26 protein-coding genes are annotated in these 15,816 nt (G+C 41.7%); all 26 read left to right on the forward strand.

What is annotated here, in order from left to right; genetic code table 11:
- Positions 1-297: 297 nt before the first annotated feature.
- On the forward strand, positions 298-801 hold the full coding sequence (locus NLBNIHML_RS25560; protein ID WP_494353104.1) for a DUF4188 domain-containing protein: 504 nt from the start codon (positions 298-300) through the stop codon (positions 799-801).
- A gap of 25 nt (positions 802-826) precedes the next feature.
- Positions 827-1,327, forward strand: coding sequence for a hypothetical protein (locus NLBNIHML_RS25565; protein ID WP_339240642.1), 501 nt, complete (start codon positions 827-829; stop codon positions 1,325-1,327).
- A gap of 209 nt (positions 1,328-1,536) precedes the next feature.
- A complete protein-coding gene (locus NLBNIHML_RS25570; RefSeq protein ID WP_339259851.1) occupies positions 1,537-1,983 on the forward strand; it encodes a LytTR family DNA-binding domain-containing protein in 447 nt (148 codons plus the stop codon).
- The gene (locus tag NLBNIHML_RS25575) at positions 1,980-2,390 is read left to right on the forward strand and encodes a hypothetical protein (protein WP_339240644.1); all 411 of its coding nucleotides are present in this window, start codon (positions 1,980-1,982) and stop codon (positions 2,388-2,390) included. The genes NLBNIHML_RS25570 and NLBNIHML_RS25575 overlap by 4 nt, the downstream gene beginning before the upstream one ends.
- A 15-nt stretch (positions 2,391-2,405) precedes the next feature.
- Positions 2,406-2,804: a hypothetical protein gene (locus NLBNIHML_RS25580; RefSeq protein WP_494353105.1), complete on the forward strand. Its 399-nt coding sequence runs from the start codon at positions 2,406-2,408 to the stop codon at positions 2,802-2,804.
- Between the two features lie 41 nt (positions 2,805-2,845).
- Positions 2,846-3,589 carry a hypothetical protein gene (locus NLBNIHML_RS25585; RefSeq protein WP_494353106.1) on the forward strand — a complete coding sequence of 248 codons (744 nt, stop codon included), beginning with the start codon at positions 2,846-2,848 and terminating at the stop codon, positions 3,587-3,589.
- Positions 3,590-3,828: 239 nt separating this feature from the next.
- A complete protein-coding gene (locus NLBNIHML_RS25590; RefSeq protein ID WP_494353107.1) occupies positions 3,829-4,338 on the forward strand; it encodes a hypothetical protein in 510 nt (169 codons plus the stop codon).
- A 65-nt stretch (positions 4,339-4,403) separates the two neighbouring features.
- Positions 4,404-5,246, forward strand: a complete 843-nt coding sequence (locus NLBNIHML_RS25595; protein ID WP_494353108.1) for an adenylyl-sulfate kinase — start codon at positions 4,404-4,406, stop codon at positions 5,244-5,246.
- A 42-nt stretch (positions 5,247-5,288) separates the two neighbouring features.
- Positions 5,289-5,540, forward strand: a complete 252-nt coding sequence (locus tag NLBNIHML_RS25600) for a DUF7660 family protein (protein ID WP_472473591.1) — start codon at positions 5,289-5,291, stop codon at positions 5,538-5,540.
- 198 nt (positions 5,541-5,738) lie between these two features.
- On the forward strand, positions 5,739-5,897 hold the full coding sequence (locus tag NLBNIHML_RS25605; RefSeq protein WP_446723761.1) for a YcxB family protein: 159 nt from the start codon (positions 5,739-5,741) through the stop codon (positions 5,895-5,897).
- 15 nt (positions 5,898-5,912) lie between these two features.
- On the forward strand, positions 5,913-6,098 hold the full coding sequence (locus NLBNIHML_RS25610) for a hypothetical protein (protein WP_342572322.1): 186 nt from the start codon (positions 5,913-5,915) through the stop codon (positions 6,096-6,098).
- Between the two features lie 53 nt (positions 6,099-6,151).
- Complete coding sequence (locus NLBNIHML_RS25615; RefSeq protein ID WP_494353109.1) at positions 6,152-6,718, forward strand: phosphoglycerate mutase family protein; 567 nt, start codon at positions 6,152-6,154, stop codon at positions 6,716-6,718.
- A gap of 21 nt (positions 6,719-6,739) precedes the next feature.
- Positions 6,740-7,264, forward strand: a complete 525-nt coding sequence (locus tag NLBNIHML_RS25620) for a GNAT family N-acetyltransferase (RefSeq protein WP_494353110.1) — start codon at positions 6,740-6,742, stop codon at positions 7,262-7,264.
- Positions 7,265-7,280: 16 nt separating this feature from the next.
- Positions 7,281-7,655: a hypothetical protein gene (locus NLBNIHML_RS25625; RefSeq protein ID WP_339259869.1), complete on the forward strand. Its 375-nt coding sequence runs from the start codon at positions 7,281-7,283 to the stop codon at positions 7,653-7,655.
- A gap of 41 nt (positions 7,656-7,696) precedes the next feature.
- The gene (locus NLBNIHML_RS25630; protein WP_494353111.1) at positions 7,697-8,239 is read left to right on the forward strand and encodes a GNAT family N-acetyltransferase; all 543 of its coding nucleotides are present in this window, start codon (positions 7,697-7,699) and stop codon (positions 8,237-8,239) included.
- A 20-nt stretch (positions 8,240-8,259) separates the two neighbouring features.
- Positions 8,260-8,925 (forward strand): Type 1 glutamine amidotransferase-like domain-containing protein, encoded by a 666-nt coding sequence (locus NLBNIHML_RS25635; protein ID WP_494353112.1) that lies wholly within the window; start codon positions 8,260-8,262, stop codon positions 8,923-8,925.
- The gene (locus NLBNIHML_RS25640; RefSeq protein WP_494353113.1) at positions 8,918-9,811 is read left to right on the forward strand and encodes a PhzF family phenazine biosynthesis isomerase; all 894 of its coding nucleotides are present in this window, start codon (positions 8,918-8,920) and stop codon (positions 9,809-9,811) included. Before NLBNIHML_RS25635 ends, NLBNIHML_RS25640 begins: the two co-directional genes overlap by 8 nt.
- Positions 9,812-9,837: 26 nt before the next feature.
- On the forward strand, positions 9,838-10,599 hold the full coding sequence (locus NLBNIHML_RS25645; RefSeq protein WP_494353114.1) for an aminoglycoside adenylyltransferase domain-containing protein: 762 nt from the start codon (positions 9,838-9,840) through the stop codon (positions 10,597-10,599).
- 4 nt (positions 10,600-10,603) lie between these two features.
- Complete coding sequence (locus tag NLBNIHML_RS25650; protein ID WP_494353115.1) at positions 10,604-10,858, forward strand: GNAT family N-acetyltransferase; 255 nt, start codon at positions 10,604-10,606, stop codon at positions 10,856-10,858.
- Complete coding sequence (locus NLBNIHML_RS25655; protein ID WP_494353116.1) at positions 10,842-11,840, forward strand: phosphotransferase enzyme family protein; 999 nt, start codon at positions 10,842-10,844, stop codon at positions 11,838-11,840. The genes NLBNIHML_RS25650 and NLBNIHML_RS25655 overlap by 17 nt, the downstream gene beginning before the upstream one ends.
- Positions 11,841-11,888: 48 nt before the next feature.
- Positions 11,889-12,728 (forward strand): GNAT family N-acetyltransferase, encoded by an 840-nt coding sequence (locus NLBNIHML_RS25660; protein WP_494353117.1) that lies wholly within the window; start codon positions 11,889-11,891, stop codon positions 12,726-12,728.
- Positions 12,729-12,758: 30 nt separating this feature from the next.
- Positions 12,759-13,349, forward strand: coding sequence for an HD domain-containing protein (locus NLBNIHML_RS25665; RefSeq protein ID WP_472473577.1), 591 nt, complete (start codon positions 12,759-12,761; stop codon positions 13,347-13,349).
- A gap of 39 nt (positions 13,350-13,388) precedes the next feature.
- Positions 13,389-13,721, forward strand: coding sequence for an HIT domain-containing protein (locus NLBNIHML_RS25670; protein ID WP_339259884.1), 333 nt, complete (start codon positions 13,389-13,391; stop codon positions 13,719-13,721).
- A gap of 179 nt (positions 13,722-13,900) precedes the next feature.
- Positions 13,901-14,044, forward strand: a complete 144-nt coding sequence (locus NLBNIHML_RS25675; protein ID WP_181155325.1) for a hypothetical protein — start codon at positions 13,901-13,903, stop codon at positions 14,042-14,044.
- A 107-nt stretch (positions 14,045-14,151) separates the two neighbouring features.
- Entirely contained in the window at positions 14,152-14,931 is a 780-nt protein-coding gene (locus NLBNIHML_RS25680; protein WP_472473572.1) for a hypothetical protein, read from the forward strand.
- 129 nt (positions 14,932-15,060) lie between these two features.
- Complete coding sequence (locus NLBNIHML_RS25685; RefSeq protein WP_494353118.1) at positions 15,061-15,735, forward strand: zinc dependent phospholipase C family protein; 675 nt, start codon at positions 15,061-15,063, stop codon at positions 15,733-15,735.
- Positions 15,736-15,816: the final 81 nt, after the last annotated feature.

The following is a 15,816-nucleotide window of genomic DNA, read 5'->3' on the forward strand; positions in this document are numbered from 1 at the left end:
GTATGGCCAGGGGAGGAAAGAGAATCGAGAAGTATATTTCCTACAAAAAATTAAAGAAATTCAGATCACAGTGGGTCCCTCAACATATTAGACATCGGGTGAAATGGTCATATGAAGATCGAAAAGAAGCGGATAAGTGTGCTAAGTCATTAGAATTAATGTGGACTAACGTCCGATTATTTGATAGTGCGGGTCATATAATTAAAGAGGGTGTGGCGACAAGCCAAGCTTTTAATATTGCTAGTAAGATCAAGTTTATTGAACGCAGGTACATGTTGGACGAGAAGGAGAAGTGACGTGCCGAACATATATAAGGGAAGATATTCAGCTCAAATTGATGGAGAATTTGTTGTATTTATCATCGGAATGAGGATTAATCGTCTGTGGGCTATACATAAATGGCTGCCTGTTTTACGATCCATGGGGCCGATGATTAAAGAACTCTATATGAATCCGGAGACCGGATTTCTGAGTACAGAGTATTTTATAAGCTGGCGTGGGGTGACGCTACTCCAATATTGGCGATCTTACGATGAATTGGAGAAATACGCACGGGGCGGACTGCACTTGGAAGCCTGGAAAAGATTCAACGGCTCCATTGGTTCCGATGGAACAGTAGGGATTTATCATGAAACATATAAAGCTCAGTCGGGTTCCTTCGAGACCATATATGTAAATATGCCCCAATTCGGATTAGCTAAAGCGTCTGAACACGTGCCTTCGACGGGCAAGATGGAGACATCCAGACGCAGAATGGGTGGAGAGAATGACCCGGCCGTGGATACACCAGAGAATCCTTAAATTAGTGAATAGAGAGGAGCATGTTATGAAGGCTAGACTTCGGCCAGAAGATATATATTCCAAGCAATTAAGCTGGCTGTGTATTGAACCGATGCTTGTTTCCGTGCGGGGCAGAGATATGGCCGCCAAAACAGAGATATACCGACAGTTACATGAGGGGCAACAAGCTTTATTTTTGTTCTATTCCTATCACAATCACACGAAGAGTCTGGCAGAATTTTATTGGTTTTCGGCGTATAACATCACCCAGATCAAGAGTTGGAATGGGATTAAAAATGGGATGCGGTTTTTTCATTTAGATGAGATGGTGAATGTACTGGATCAGATAGAAAGCCTGATTACGGAACACAATTGGGTGGATGAAGTGTGGCGTGAGGTGCTGCCAACCGATCTGGAGAAGGACCCGATCCTACTTCAGAGAACAGAAGCATTATATGCTAATTATCAAGCCGTGGCACAAGAAGCTATTACACACATGAACGAGATGATCCTGCAAAATCAGGAGATGTATCTGGAGATCGATTAACATTAACCTAGCACCATTATATGAAAAGACTAACTCATGCCTTGAATGCTCCGGATGAGTATATAGAAGAACTGCTCCCATGGAGTGGTTCTTTTTGGTATCTGTGCAGTGCCGATGCAACAAACTTGCAAAATCCTGCAACAAAACGCAATACAGTGGGATTGTCGTAACTATGCTTGTAATATGAGTTGTGAGAGGAGGGCCAACACATGAAAGTCATTTTTGAAGAGGACACGTCAGTTGAAAAAAGGGTAGCCAAGGTCATTACACATCCAGAGGAAAAGTCGAAGTGGGATCGTATTCAGCAGGCGATCTGCGAATCAGAAACTCAATTAACGGTCATCCATGCCAAGAATAATCGCAATATGCAGATCCAATTGAGCTCGGTGGTTGCCTTTGAATCAGAGGATCGGATGTGCTGTGTCCGGGTGATCTCAGGGGAGAGGTATTTGCTTAATAAACGTCTGAAATTTGTAGAAGAGGATCTGGGTGACGTTCATTTTGTGAAAATTAATAATCAAACGATCATCAATACACGATACATCACCGCATTCTCTGCAACAGACCATGCCCGAATTAAGGTAGACCTGAGCGATCGCTCCAGCTACTTTGTCAGTCGATTTTATATTAAAAACTTTAGGGGGAAATTATCATGATGACTCAACTTAGACATTCTTTTTTTCAAGTATTCACGATGATGACGCTATGGATCACACTCTTGGCAACCATATTCTTTGGTGATCTACCCATTCAGATGTCCTATTTATGGAACATAGCGGGTATTGCTCTCATTGCAGCTGTGTTGTTTGGAGTGATGTATAACATACTGTGGAACCATTTTACGTTAAAACCGGTATGGAATATCGTTATTTCTTCCACATTCAATATTGCTGGAGGTATGGCGATGGTATGGTTATTCTCGGTAGATATGTTCCAGTTCATCGCTCCCTGGTTCCCCGGTATGTGGTTATTATCTATCGTGCTGCACATCATCGCTTTTTATTTTTATGCTAGAATAGATAGCAGGAAAAAAGCGGAAGAGTTAAATAACATTCTCAAGTAGGCAGGGAGTGCACGTATGAACGAGGAAGAACTGTTGCAGCTGTACGGATTGGAACCAGATGAGCTTAACCGGAAGGACATCCGACAGCTGCTACACCAAGAGATAGAGAATCGAAACTTAGAGGATAACGAAGTTCTAAAACTATTGTGCATTATGTTGTTCTGTATCGGAAATGTAGAGGACACCACGCTGATCTGGCAGGCCAAACAAAAGAATCAGGATACGAGCAGTTATCTTGATGTGCAGTTATTATGTGGTGCAGGGTATGAAGAGACATTGTTTTACCTGGAAAAGATGGAGGGGGAACAGGCGCACAAGGAATTGCTGTACCTTAGACAGTGCGAGCCGTATGATTTTGTTGATTTCTCCAAAGTGGAATGGGTCTCGAACTATAAACGATATTACGGTGTTTGAGGATAAACGAGTTAACGGACATATCGGAAGGAGGGGGGAGTATGCCAAGTTTGCATGACAACATCATATTAAGCTACGAAGTAGATTTAGAGAACGAAAGAATCAGGATGCGTACTCGTTCAAGTCATGCTGTGCCGAAAAATATGGATGTCTTATTCTCTGGTGTAATGGCCCATGCGTTCGATACGCCGCTGCATGGCAGCATTATTTTGGATCTGGATGAGTGGGATCTGGAGCATTTTATCCCATCTAATCGCGAATTGTTAGAGTCGGGAAAGGGCTACTGCTGGCCTGTCAGTTATGATTCGTATGACGAATTGCATAACCGGCTGATCGATGAGAAATACAAGTACATGGTGATCTCATCCTCATATGGATTGAGTGGTTGGGTTTTGGCGAAGAGCGTAGAGATTTCTGCTCAAGAAATGGGTGATCAAGATGAGCCTGAATACACGCAACATGGTAGCAAGAGGAAGACAGGACTAAGAACAGGCATTGTTGTATTTGTTGTTCTGATCGTTATTCTAGTCATGACCAATCCAAACGAAGAGGATTTTGTTGCCTGGCTCTCAAGTGAACATGGCATCCATGCTTCGTATAATGTGAATGAAGGCAGTACGTTTACGCAGACAATCGACGGTGACGAAAAGAGACTTCATTACAAAGGTGGACATATACGCCATATGGGAATCTTTTCAACGTATAGTTATCTTTTCTCGGATCATGAAGAAAAAGAAATCCTGATTGAAGCGGTCGGCATAATGAACATGCTATGGAATCGATAGTTAGATTCACTATGGACAGTTAAAAAAGTTAGGAAAAAGTTCTGCTGATATCCACGCTCTATGCATGATGTAACTTGTGCAGAGAAGCGTGTTTTTGGCGTGAGATGCTTTATACGTTGGAATGGCTAATTTCGTTCGTTCGCAAATCCCACATTATGGGTTATGATGTACCTTGAGAGAAAATTTTACATAGATAGGAAGTCTTCTTATGTAGACGATTGGTGATTGGAGGACGGAATATGAAAAAGTTAATCCTAGTTTCATTATTATTTCTGCTTCTGGTGGCTTGTCAGAACCAGGCAAACACTGAAGATGCGCAGCAAACAATAGATTCCTCAACCTTAAATGTCACAGAAAAAGAGACACAACAGAATGAAGAAATATCGACATCCCAAGAGAAGGAAGACACTCCACCAGAGTATCTCGATGAAACAAACTATAACGGAGACCAATTGGAAATTGTCAAACTGATGAATGCCCGCTTGCGTTATTTATACGAAAAGGATGAAGCAGCATATATGAGTCTGATTGATCCTGAATCTCCTATATTAGGTATGGGAAGATACAAAATTCGCAAGGTTACTTCCATGAGCGACATAACGATACAGGAGCAAAGGAAGCTCTATCAGGCAGTGGTGATGGTTAACGAATTAAATGAGAACGACGAAGAGTATAGCAATACGATGGTGTTTTGGAAAAAGAAAGAAGATGGCGATTCTGCGCAATGGGTTATTGCAGATATTGATTAATAACATAATGTCTGACACATGGAAGATCTATATCTTCACATTCACATAACATAAAGGGTGATGCAATGATAACAAGGCGATTAATACTGATTGAAGGTTTACCGGGTTCAGGCAAGTCAACAGTTGCCCAAATGGTATCCGAAATTTTAAAGGGACAAGGCAAAAAGGTACAACTATTTCAGGAAGGGAACCTGGATCACCCTGCTGATTACGAAGGTGTTGCTTTTTATGATGCTGGAGATTTTGAGGTTTTATTGAAAAAACATGAAGAATACAGAGAGGTTCTGGAAAGCAATGCGACTGCCTATGGCGATGGTTTTCTGATTCCTTATCGTAAGATGAGAGAACAACGGGGAATAGAGCTCCCCGATCACATTGTACAGGATATTTTCAGCCGAGATATTTACGAAATTCCTTTTGAGCAAAATATGGAGCTGATCACCGAGAAGTGGCAAGATTTTGCCCAAAACGTGTTAAGTACGAATGATGATTACATCACGATATTTGAGTGCTGTTTTATCCAGAATCCACTGACCATGGGTCTCGTAAAATGCAATCAAACCAAAGAGCAGAATGTGCAGTATGTATTGGAACTCGGGCGTATCATTCATGCTCTAAATCCGCTTCTCATTTATATCGACCAGAAAGATATATCCTTTACTTTTGATAAGGCAGTTCGTGAAAGACCGAAGGAATGGTCAGAAGGTTTTATTAACTATTATACGAACCAGGGTTTGGGGCAAGCGCAAGGTTATCAGGGGGTTCAGGGCACGGTACAAGTTTTACAGGAAAGAAAGAAGCTGGAGTCCGAAATCTATGACTTACTTCAGATGGATAAGGTATGGCTGGATAACTCGGATTATGACCTGGAGCTTTGTAGGCGCAAACTGGACAAAATTCTGGAGTAACCTTACGAAGCTAAGAAATCGAGAGCAGGTGAACAAAACAACATGAAAAAAACGTTATTTGAGCTTGTAAATGAAGTCGAAGATGAAGTGACCTTTATGGTTTTCCTACAACAATTAAGTAAGGATCGGGAAGGTCATGCAGATGAATGGCAGAATGATTCAATAGCGTCATTTTTGGAAGCGGCAGCGGAGTGGGGACAAGCGTCGATAGATGGATTAAGCCATTACGAGAAGCCGGATAACCCATGGAAGAGATGCGCTCAGATCCTGTATATGGGCAAGATTTATGAGTAATATCAGACTAGATTGCAACGAGTGGAGGAAGTTAGTAACATGATGCATATTCATCTGACAGAAGAAGATTACTGGCAAATGAACAAATTTGCGATGTTTAAACTGTAAGAGAAAGGTGTGCTGATCGCTGTATGTGTGCTGCCTGTGGCTATTGCCATCCTATTTAGACAACTTGATTTTTCATAGAAGTGGAAAGGTTTGGAAATCTTCAATGAGACAAAACAATATTTCTTTATTCTCATTAATAAGGCAAGTGCACATGTGATTCCGAAACGATCTTTTGAAACGGAGGCGGAAGCAGTTCGGTTTGCAGAACAGGTCAGAACATATATGAAAACTGCTCAGCATAATACATAACGGAGGTTTATTTTCATGCTCTTGTTGGAAGTAGCATTAATTGTTGTAACAGCTTTATTGTTAGGGGTTGGTGCTAAAAGCAAAAGGAAAATTTTGCTTAAATGGGGTATAGCCAGTTTGATTTTATTGCTCGGACTCGTTATTTTTTCATTCATCATGGGATTTATAAATGGAGTGTCCGATGGATGGTCAGCAAGATGAGTATCTAAGAAAACAAAAATAATTAGTTGAGAAGCTTGAGGAATAGAGGGCTTATGGACATTACATTTATTCGTCATGGTCATGGTGAACACTTGTTAGATTATCCTAATCAATTAAATTACCTGCATCCTGGTCTCACTGAATTGGGAAAACGTCAAGTTATAGCGTTACGTAAACAAGTGAATTTATCGCCTGAAGACACCATCTTGGTTAGTCCAACGAAACGTACTATTGAAACAGCGCGCCTGCTAGAACCAAAAGGCAATCTTATGTTCAGCCCGTTGGTTGGCCCAAGAATGTTTCCTCAGAATCCGGAGTTTGTTCCTCTTGTCTGCGATCAGACCTATTCCAAGGAAGAACTCAGCCATCAATACACTTACATAAGAATGCTTGATTTGGGGCTGGATTGTTGGAAGGAAAGTATTGATCAGATGGATGCACATCGATTCGAGCTATTAGCTGAACAGCTTCTGGAGTGGTGCAGGAAACAGAGGGGCAACACGTTTGTCATTTCACATGACGGTACAATATCGAACTACAGGATGTTGCTCGGAGAAAAAGGATTAACCAAAAGTGATTTTCTTGGTGAGGCCGGGCAGTACACAATCCGAAACGTTTAACGATTTAAAGGAGATCATGTCATGATACATTTTCCTAATGTAGAGACTGAACGTCTGTACCTCAGAGAATTAACCTTAGCAGACCGGCAGGATGTGTATGAACATTTTGCTAAACCGGATGTAACTCGATTAATGGATATTCAGCCTTGCCGTGATGTAAAGGAAGCAGAAGAAATCATACAATTTCACATTGAAGATTCAGGTTGCAGATATGGTCTATTCCATAAATTAGATGGCGAATTCATAGGTACAGCGGGGTTTCACTGTTGGAATACGGATTCACCGTCGAAGGCAGAGATTGGCTTTGACTTATCCCCGGACTATTGGGGACAAAGGTTGATGCAAGAAGCTTTAACCGCAATGTTCGAAATTGGCTGGAACGAGATGAATCTTGATTTTATTGAAGCGACTGTGGAGCAGGCAAATATTCAATCGCAGAGCTTGTTAGAAAAGTTAAACTTTCTGAAGTCCACTGAGTTAGTAGACAATCTCTTCTATTACACTTTACAGAAAAAATATGTTGGGTCTGACATAGACCCCTTTTGAGCAAGGGAGGATTTAAATGAAATCTGTTCCGTTCTCTATACTTTTAGCTAGTGCCATTTTGGGTATCTGCTTTATCATTGGCTGTATAATTTTAACCACTCATGAGAGAAATAGTGAACTCACTCAGGCAGTAGAGCAAGTAGTACCAAACGATAAAGTATTGTTGACGATGCAAGAAACTGCCGAGTATCTGAGTATGACTGAAGAACAGGTGATGAGTATTATTAAGGCGGAACAAGGAAGCTTTACCGTATCAGGTTTCTTTGATGGGAAAATGTTCCCGTTCATTAAGGTTCAGGATCAATTTTTTGTGAGTAGAGTTGAGTTGGACTTGTGGGTTCAAGAAGCATCTGCAAGCCACAGAAGATATATTAACGGGCTGATGCAGTAGTCTATGGGAATGGTGGCATAATCCTAAGGAGATGAATTCACATGGAATTCGTGGGACAGGAAATTAAAATAACTACAGTTACAGAACAAGACCTCAACTTCATAGGTCAACTTGAATGTGACACAAGCGTATGGAGCTTCGAGGAAACTGTTGAAACAGATGAGGAAAAGGTCCGTGAGAAATATCGCAGCCATTTTGCTGTCGCAGATGAGAAACCGTATGCTTATGATTTCGTTATACGGCGCGTGAATGATCCAGAGGATACACCCATTGGGATCGTTCAGATGTGGAGTTACGTGGATCACCGAAAAAGCTGGGAACTTGGATTCGCTGTACTTTCGGAATACGCAGGTAGAGGATACGGGAGTGAAGCTACCCGACTTTTGCTACATTTTGCATTTCAAGAGTTACAAGCTCATAAGGTTGTCGGCATGTGTAATTCACAAAACGTCCGCTCAGTAGCACTGATGCAGTATGTGGGTATGACACGGGAGGCCGTCTTCCAGGAAGAACTATGGTGGAACAAACAGTGGACAGACCAGTATTTCTTCTCAATTTTGGAAAGAGAGTTTAAGCCAGTCTAATAGATACGGGAGGAAATCAGATGACTACGTTGGTTCTGCTAAGTGATTTGGTGTTCGAATCTAACGATAAATTGAATCAGAAAATACGAAGCTTATTCCACAGTGAACAGCCTTCCATCGGCTATATACCATCATGTTCCGACGCGGAGCGAAGGTATTTTGAGCACACTAGACGTTACTATAACCAAATAGGAATAGACAACATTCAATATTATGATCTTGATCTGGAGTACGAGGAGAACACATTTGGCTCTATTTTCGAGTGTGATGCGATACATCTATCCGGCGGAAATACGTTTTATTTTCTAAGTCTATTACAGAAGAGAAATGTGCTAGGTTTGCTGCGTTCCTATGTGAAGAGTGGTGGCATGCTGATTGGGGTCAGCGCAGGCAGTATTCTTACTACACCTACGATAGAGATCGCTGGGCATGGGGAAGATGCAGATGAGAACAATCTAGATCTGAAAGACATGAAAGCACTGGGTTTTGTCGATTTTGAGGTTGCACCCCACTGGGATGGTTCGGAAGATGCTTTGGATTCATTAAGAGAGTATACCCGTGTTAACCGTACAGCTGTATATGCGTGCCAAGATGGTGGCGGGCTTGTAGTTGATGGTGAAAGCGTAGAGTTATATGGAAATGTGCGTCTCGTAGATTACAGAGAAAGTGGGTCTTTTGATGAGTGATGTTACGGTCTATCATTATGATGCTTTCTCCACAGTTCCCGGTCAAGGTAACCCGGCAGGAGTGGTCTTTGATGCGGATCATTTCAGTGAGGCGGAGATGCAGCAGATCGCTTATCAAATTGGCTTTAATGAGACGGTATTTGTGTTGAAATCTGAAGTAGCTGACGTCCGATTACGTTATTTTACGCCGGGTCATGAGATTAATCTGTGTGGACATGCCACAATGGCATCCCTGTATGGATTAAAGACGCGTGGTATGCTGGGTGACCGAGAGTTAATCACGATTGAAACCAATGTAGGCATACTACCTATTCGATTTGAGCGAAATGACAACATCATTTACATGGAGATGAAACAGGATCATCCGCAGTTTATACCGTTCCAGGGGGATATCGAGAAGCTGGTAAGCGCCATAAACCTCACTCTGGATGAAGTGGATCATTCTATGCCAATCGTTTATGGGAGTACGGGAACCTGGACGTTGTTAATCCCCATTCGTGATTTGAACTCTTTTATGAAAATGAAACCGGATTCTTCCCTGTTCCCAGAAATTTTAATTGAGAATCCCAAAGCTTCCTTACATCCTTTTTGTTTCGAAACTCGTGATTCCGATGCGATGATGCATGCCAGACATTTCTCTTCACCTTACTCAGGTACGACGGAAGATCCAGTGACTGGAACAGCCTCCGGGGTGATGGGTGCTTATTATTTAACCTATGTGAAACCGGAGATCGATGAGGTACAGTTTGTGGTAGAGCAGGGGCATGAGATTGGAAGAGATGGAAAGGTTCAAGTGAGCGTAATTCGGGATGGAGAGGATATGGATGTCAGAATGAAGGGGACAGCTGTTTTTGTGCGTGAACTGAACGTTGAATTGGATACCTGATCATATACATAAGGGAGTTGCTTCTGTTGAATGAAAAGACGGTTTTAGATAACGTTACTCGTGTCTTGAAAGAAGAATTAACGGATGCCTTGGTGGGAATCTATCTACACGGCTCTATGGCCATGGGATGCTTTCATCCGAATCAGAGTGATATCGATATCTTGGTCGTTAGCCGGGAACATCGATCTGCCGACACCTATCGAAGGATTGCACAAAAGTTAATGCAGATTGAAGATGAGATGCGCATTACGAAAGGGTTTGAACTCAGTATCATACTAGAATCTATAGTTGTTGCTATGTCTTACCCTACACCTTTCGAATTTCATTATTCTGCTTATCACCGGGAGAAATATCGGACGGAAGAGCAATATCTATGTGGTGGATATGAAGATCCAGATCTGGTAGCACATATGGCGGTCATCTATGATCGAGGTATTGTGCTGGATGGTACACCCATTAAGGATCTGTTCCAACCGGAAAATCGTGAACATATGATTGCTTCAATTACATCGGACGCGAGTTCAGCTTTGGAAGAAATTGTGGACAACCCAGTCTACTATGTACTGAGTCTGTGCCGTGTTCTTTTGTACGTGAGAGATTCAGTCATTCACTCCAAACGAGAAGCAGGAGAATGGGCGCTCACAGAGCTTCCCTCTAAATACAAGGATATCATCTCACAATGCCTTGCGAAGTACAATGGTGATCTGGAGAAGGTGAATTTGAATGAAGCCTTACTTCTGGAGTATGCGGAATATATGTTGAATCAGATCCAAGTGAAGGGAGATTAACATTTTGCAAATTTTTGATATCCGGCAGAAGCCGGAGGTGCTACAAGAAGCAGTACAGTATTTCTGCAAACATTGGGGCCAAAGTCTGGGTGGACAACTTCAAATCCATGCATTGAGTGAGGTGAAAGCAAAACGGTATAACAAGCTCTATTTGTGTACTGATCTGACCGATTTTTATGAAAGAAATAATTGGGACTATATCAGTAGAGGTTATCTGCTTGATGATGAAGAGACGAGAATCTATGAATATCAGATTTGACGAAATCCTTTCTCATTATTTCAAAGATACCGAGTATAGCTTGGGAGCCGTTCCATTTGGCTTGACGAATATGACCAAGATTCTTGAAATAGATGGACAGAGGTTTATCGCTCGTATCTATAACAGACATCTCAAAACGATCGATGGAATTGAACTTGAATGTGAAGTCACGGCTTTCCTTGAAAGTAAGCCTTCTTCGTTTCAAGTCCCTCGCTTTCATAGGACAATAGATGGCCAAAACTATATATTATTAGAAGATGGGACGCTTGCGGCTATTACTTCCTTTCTGGAGGGTACAGTACCCCAGTTGCATAGCGTAGACAGATCTAAGAAGTTTGGTCAATTGGTGGGAGAGTTTTCGACACGAATGCAGAGGTTCCCAATAGGCAAGCAAGTATACAGGGGGATTTCATTTACTAAGATGTACGAAATTCATCCGTTAGCTAACCAGCAGTCGATTAAGGCTTTTTACAAAAATTCACCTTTTGAATTATCAGTCTCAAAGGTTACCTTTTACCAGAAAATGATTAGAGAAATTGAGAGTTCCGAACTTCAGCTTGAGGTGTTACCACAACAGTTGGTTCATCATGATTTGTTAATTTATAATTTGCTCACTCAGAATGAGGAGATCACTGGTGTGCTAGATTTTGATTTTATGGGTATGGATACTGCGTTTATGGAATTCACAATTAGCTTTAACCATGTGGTTCAGGAATCCCAAGGATCATTGGAAATAATCGAGTCCTTTCTTCAAGGATACGGCAGTGAACGCAAGCATTTAGTGCTTGAGTTCGGTTATCTCCCTTTACTTACAAAAATCTATTATATAGCAGTACTTCATTTCTATATTGGTCAGCATTATGCCGGAGCAACGATTGAACACAACTTCACGTTTATGATTGAACAGTTTGAGAGGAACATGAATTGGCTAGAAAAGCATAATCTTGAGATTCAAGAATTGCTTAACAAATACTTGGTCTGATTATAATTGTAATGATTCCTGAGCTGTTGTTATAGGAGGAATAAACCTATGATTACCGAGATTAATAAACATGATTTCCACAAAGTAAAACATCTCACGGACTCGTGTCAGAATATTGAAGTAAAGGCGGTTGCGTCTGGGTTGAATCCGGGAAGGATCTATGTAGATGATGCAGCGAATATAACAGCAGCACTAATTTGGATACATGGACAATCTGGTTTTCAGTTGATCGGAGATTCTCGAAGTGAACCCTTTCTGAATGAATTGAACGAGTACATGCGGGAAAGTATCGAACCTAAGTTGTTGAACTTACATATTCATGGTGTTGAAATTGGTGTGGTGGACGAAGCTTGGGAAGATGTTCTCCAGCACATCTCTGGGAAAAGAGAGTTCTCCAGTGACATTCAGCATGTATTCAAATTGAATCCAGATCACATAAGTCATCAAATTCCTTTCGACATATGTGCTTCTCGGGACGAAGAAGTCAGAATTATCAGGATAGATGAAGTGATATTAGGAGAGAAAAGATACAACAATTCTGCATTTCTGATGGACAAAATCTATCACTTCTGGACTACAATAGATGATTTTTTACAATATGGCTTTGGCTATATTGCAGTGCATAATGATGATATCGCGAGTGTTTGTCTCTCGGCTTTTATCGCAGATGAGACACATGCGGTTGATATTGAAACGGTTGAAGACTATAGAAGAAGGAATTATGGTGCGATGGTGGCAAAAGCTTTTGTAGAAGAATGCAACCGTGTAGGCATACATCCATATTGGGATTGTTCACCGGACAATGCGGGTTCCATTCGTCTGGCGCAGGGTGTGGGAATGTCACTGGATTTTAACTATAGAGTTTACTGGTACGATCTATCCACGTAGATGGGGGTCAGATATGAAGGAGGATGTGCTATGAGCGAATCATTACAGGATCAGATTCAATTTCTCATTGAGATTGATAAACTCAAAACGATTGAACGAAAGACGAGAATTATGCATGGTGAGAGACTTGAAAATGATGCAGAGCATTCTTGGCATCTGGCAATGATGGCTTTGGTTTTACAGAGTCATGCCAACACGGATGTGGATATGCTCAAAGTCATTAAGATGCTTCTCGTTCATGATCTGGTTGAGATCGATGCCGGCGATACTTTTGCCTACGATACGGTGGGGAATACGGATAAATATGATCGTGAACTCAAAGCGGCTCATCGACTGTTTGGTATGTTGCCTAAGGAACAGGCTGAAGAACTACTCCACTTATGGTTAGAGTTTGAAGCAAAACAGACGTCTGAAGCACAATTTGCCTCATCTCTCGATCGATTGCAGCCTATTATCCACAACCATCAGAATGAGGGAGATACATGGCAGAAATATAACATTACAAGTGAACAGGTGTTAAACAGAAACCGTGAGATTGCGAACGGTTCCGAGACATTGTGGGAGTATGCGCAGCAGCTTATTCAGAAATCGGTGGATCAGGGAATCTTGACCAAATCATAAGTTTACGCTCTAACGTACGCACTTTGAAGAAGGGGGAGTATGATGACGCAGGACTTTTATTGTGATGAGGTGCTGAGTGGTAAAACGCAAGTTAAAGTTGTCATGGAAACCAATAACGTTATGGCTTATCATCACACTCGGCCCTACTACAAGCATCACATTGTTGTAATTCCCAAGATGCATATTCAGTCCTTCATTTCAGAAGAGGAAGAGAATAATAATGAGTTACTCTTAGAAATGATGCAAGTCATTAAAAAGGTAGCTGCTGACATGTTAGCTCAGACAGGCTCATCGAAGATTGTAACTAACTTGGGCAGTTATCAAGACTCGAAGCATCAGCATTGGCATATAGTCAGTGGTGAACGAACTTAGGAAACGGTAGACCGGTTTATAAATCTTCCACCTTTCATAAAGGGACGTGGAGGATTTTTTTTGTTTTGAATCAATAAGCACCCCGAATAACCTTTACATCCACCATAAAAGTTAACTGAGGGAAAATATGCTAGAATAGGAAGTGATAATTTAATAGGTTGATAGGAGGAATAACAATTATGATTACAATGTTTCTAATGTTGATTAATGTGTTGTTATATGGACTCGGTGTGTATGCGCTGATCCTGTTTATTAAGCTGGCCCGGCGTGGGATTCAGGCACTGGATATCTACCTGTATGAGAAACGCGGCGAACGTTTCTAACGTTCACTATCTCACACTCGAACAGAATTATCATTTTTCTCTCAGTGTTTTATCTCTCCTAATCTAGTATGATTAACGCATCATTTCAGTAAAGAGAGGTTCACGACATGGAAGCTTTTTTAGAGCAGATTAACGAGTTAAACGAGCTTCAGAAGGACTTGGTTAGCCTACATCCTCTGTTTGCAGAACATTATCCAGTGGTTGTCGCCTATGAAGCTTTATTATATATCTATGATTATTCGTCCAAGACGCAGCAATATGAGTGGGTAAAGACGGTGCCGGACGATTTATATATTCCAGATGAATGCCTTGCAGCCATGCCAGTGCCTCATATGGATGGACGTATGTGTGCGATTGTTACGGACGCAGCATTCAAAGACCTGGAGCAGAAAGTCTATTTGTTCCACGAATATGTTCATTGCTATGTATATGAGAGTTATGATGAGCGAATCGTCAACCGTCTTCAGATTAAACATAAAATGACGCAATTGAAGCGTGTGACATGGGAACTGGATTATGAGTTTCCGTATGAAGATGCAGTCGTTGTGGAGCGGATTAACGCATTGTTGTCTGCTTTGAAGAGTAGAGACCTAACACAAGTACATACAGCTAGAAAGGCGTTGTTTACTTCATTAACTGAAGAACAAGCTGAGTACTGGAGTTGGTTGGAATGGAACGAGGGTTACGCACGTTATATTGAGAATCTGATTCGGGCAAAATTCGGACAGGAAAGCAATCATATGGGAGACACAGCCCCGTTTAACCGCTTGATGTTCTATGAATGTGGGTCGGAATATATTAGTCTGCTTGTGAAGGAGCACCCGGAGTACCATACGGATCTGGAGCAATTGTTTGATCGAATGCAAGCAGAGAGAATACAGGATTAATCACGTATCTACGGTGAAAAGGTGAAACATAGCGGAGTCACACTATTCCAGTGATCTGTACGTTCCACCAGTAGGTATATCGTTTTTTAATTAATGTAGAATACTTCCCGATAAAAGGAGATCAACTCTATGCCGCTACCCATGGTTCATCTCAATATTGCTAATCGGATTGCTGACTCGCTGCAAATGCAGGCTAATCGAGGTTCATTCTATCTGGGGAACATCGCCCCGGATTCCATACATATGCGTGAAGGCACAACCAGAGAGGATAAGGAATACACCCATTTTAACCCGAAAGATGATGGAGATTACGTTGGAGGGCTCCACGAACTCTACTCATCCTATATGCAACCACTCATTGATGAAGGATGGAAGTGGTTTGTGCGGGGGTACTTTATGCATGTGCTAACGGATTATTACTGGTTCCGCAGCGTGCATCCTGAATTTGTAGAACGGGTCAACAAGGCAGACTTATCCATAGGTACGAGTAGATCCAAGGAAGAACTGGCGCGTTTATACTATCAGGAGACGGACCAGATCGATTTCAATCTCTATCAAGGTTCGAGTTGGAGCGAAGAGGTGTGGCAGCTGATCAACAGTTCACCAGGTTATGACATGATGGATCGCTTAACTGCTGATGAGATTGTACGCTGGAGGGACCACACGTTTTCTTTTCTGAATGGGGAAGAACCTGGAATTACTCCTGAGTTCATTACGGGGGAGAAGATCCAAGTATTTGTGGAAGAGACCGTAGAGCGACTGAGCACTTTGTTGTCTTCATGGGACCCGGAGTTACGTAACTGAATATGACAAGTTGAGTGCAATTGAGTCATTAGAACTGTATTTATTACTTCTCTGTTCATCACTTGTATTTAACACGAAGTC

This window comes from Paenibacillus sp. JNU01 (genome assembly GCF_059130585.1).

Coding starts and splice junctions, on each gene's coding strand:
- NLBNIHML_RS25595 (WP_494353108.1), top strand. CDS start 4,404: ATGATAACAAGGCGATTAATACTGATTGAAGGTTTACCGGGTTCAGGC.
- NLBNIHML_RS25620 (WP_494353110.1), top strand. CDS start 6,740: ATGATACATTTTCCTAATGTAGAGACTGAACGTCTGTACCTCAGAGAA.
- NLBNIHML_RS25585 (WP_494353106.1), top strand. CDS start 2,846: ATGCCAAGTTTGCATGACAACATCATATTAAGCTACGAAGTAGATTTA.
- NLBNIHML_RS25630 (WP_494353111.1), top strand. CDS start 7,697: ATGGAATTCGTGGGACAGGAAATTAAAATAACTACAGTTACAGAACAA.
- NLBNIHML_RS25635 (WP_494353112.1), top strand. CDS start 8,260: ATGACTACGTTGGTTCTGCTAAGTGATTTGGTGTTCGAATCTAACGAT.
- NLBNIHML_RS25575 (WP_339240644.1), top strand. CDS start 1,980: ATGATGACTCAACTTAGACATTCTTTTTTTCAAGTATTCACGATGATG.
- NLBNIHML_RS25680 (WP_472473572.1), top strand. CDS start 14,152: ATGGAAGCTTTTTTAGAGCAGATTAACGAGTTAAACGAGCTTCAGAAG.
- NLBNIHML_RS25655 (WP_494353116.1), top strand. CDS start 10,842: ATGAATATCAGATTTGACGAAATCCTTTCTCATTATTTCAAAGATACC.
- NLBNIHML_RS25615 (WP_494353109.1), top strand. CDS start 6,152: ATGGACATTACATTTATTCGTCATGGTCATGGTGAACACTTGTTAGAT.
- NLBNIHML_RS25665 (WP_472473577.1), top strand. CDS start 12,759: ATGAGCGAATCATTACAGGATCAGATTCAATTTCTCATTGAGATTGAT.
- NLBNIHML_RS25590 (WP_494353107.1), top strand. CDS start 3,829: ATGAAAAAGTTAATCCTAGTTTCATTATTATTTCTGCTTCTGGTGGCT.
- NLBNIHML_RS25670 (WP_339259884.1), top strand. CDS start 13,389: ATGATGACGCAGGACTTTTATTGTGATGAGGTGCTGAGTGGTAAAACG.
- NLBNIHML_RS25610 (WP_342572322.1), top strand. CDS start 5,913: ATGCTCTTGTTGGAAGTAGCATTAATTGTTGTAACAGCTTTATTGTTA.
- NLBNIHML_RS25685 (WP_494353118.1), top strand. CDS start 15,061: ATGCCGCTACCCATGGTTCATCTCAATATTGCTAATCGGATTGCTGAC.
- NLBNIHML_RS25660 (WP_494353117.1), top strand. CDS start 11,889: ATGATTACCGAGATTAATAAACATGATTTCCACAAAGTAAAACATCTC.
- NLBNIHML_RS25580 (WP_494353105.1), top strand. CDS start 2,406: ATGAACGAGGAAGAACTGTTGCAGCTGTACGGATTGGAACCAGATGAG.
- NLBNIHML_RS25600 (WP_472473591.1), top strand. CDS start 5,289: ATGAAAAAAACGTTATTTGAGCTTGTAAATGAAGTCGAAGATGAAGTG.
- NLBNIHML_RS25625 (WP_339259869.1), top strand. CDS start 7,281: ATGAAATCTGTTCCGTTCTCTATACTTTTAGCTAGTGCCATTTTGGGT.
- NLBNIHML_RS25640 (WP_494353113.1), top strand. CDS start 8,918: ATGAGTGATGTTACGGTCTATCATTATGATGCTTTCTCCACAGTTCCC.
- NLBNIHML_RS25570 (WP_339259851.1), top strand. CDS start 1,537: ATGAAAGTCATTTTTGAAGAGGACACGTCAGTTGAAAAAAGGGTAGCC.
- NLBNIHML_RS25675 (WP_181155325.1), top strand. CDS start 13,901: ATGATTACAATGTTTCTAATGTTGATTAATGTGTTGTTATATGGACTC.
- NLBNIHML_RS25565 (WP_339240642.1), top strand. CDS start 827: ATGAAGGCTAGACTTCGGCCAGAAGATATATATTCCAAGCAATTAAGC.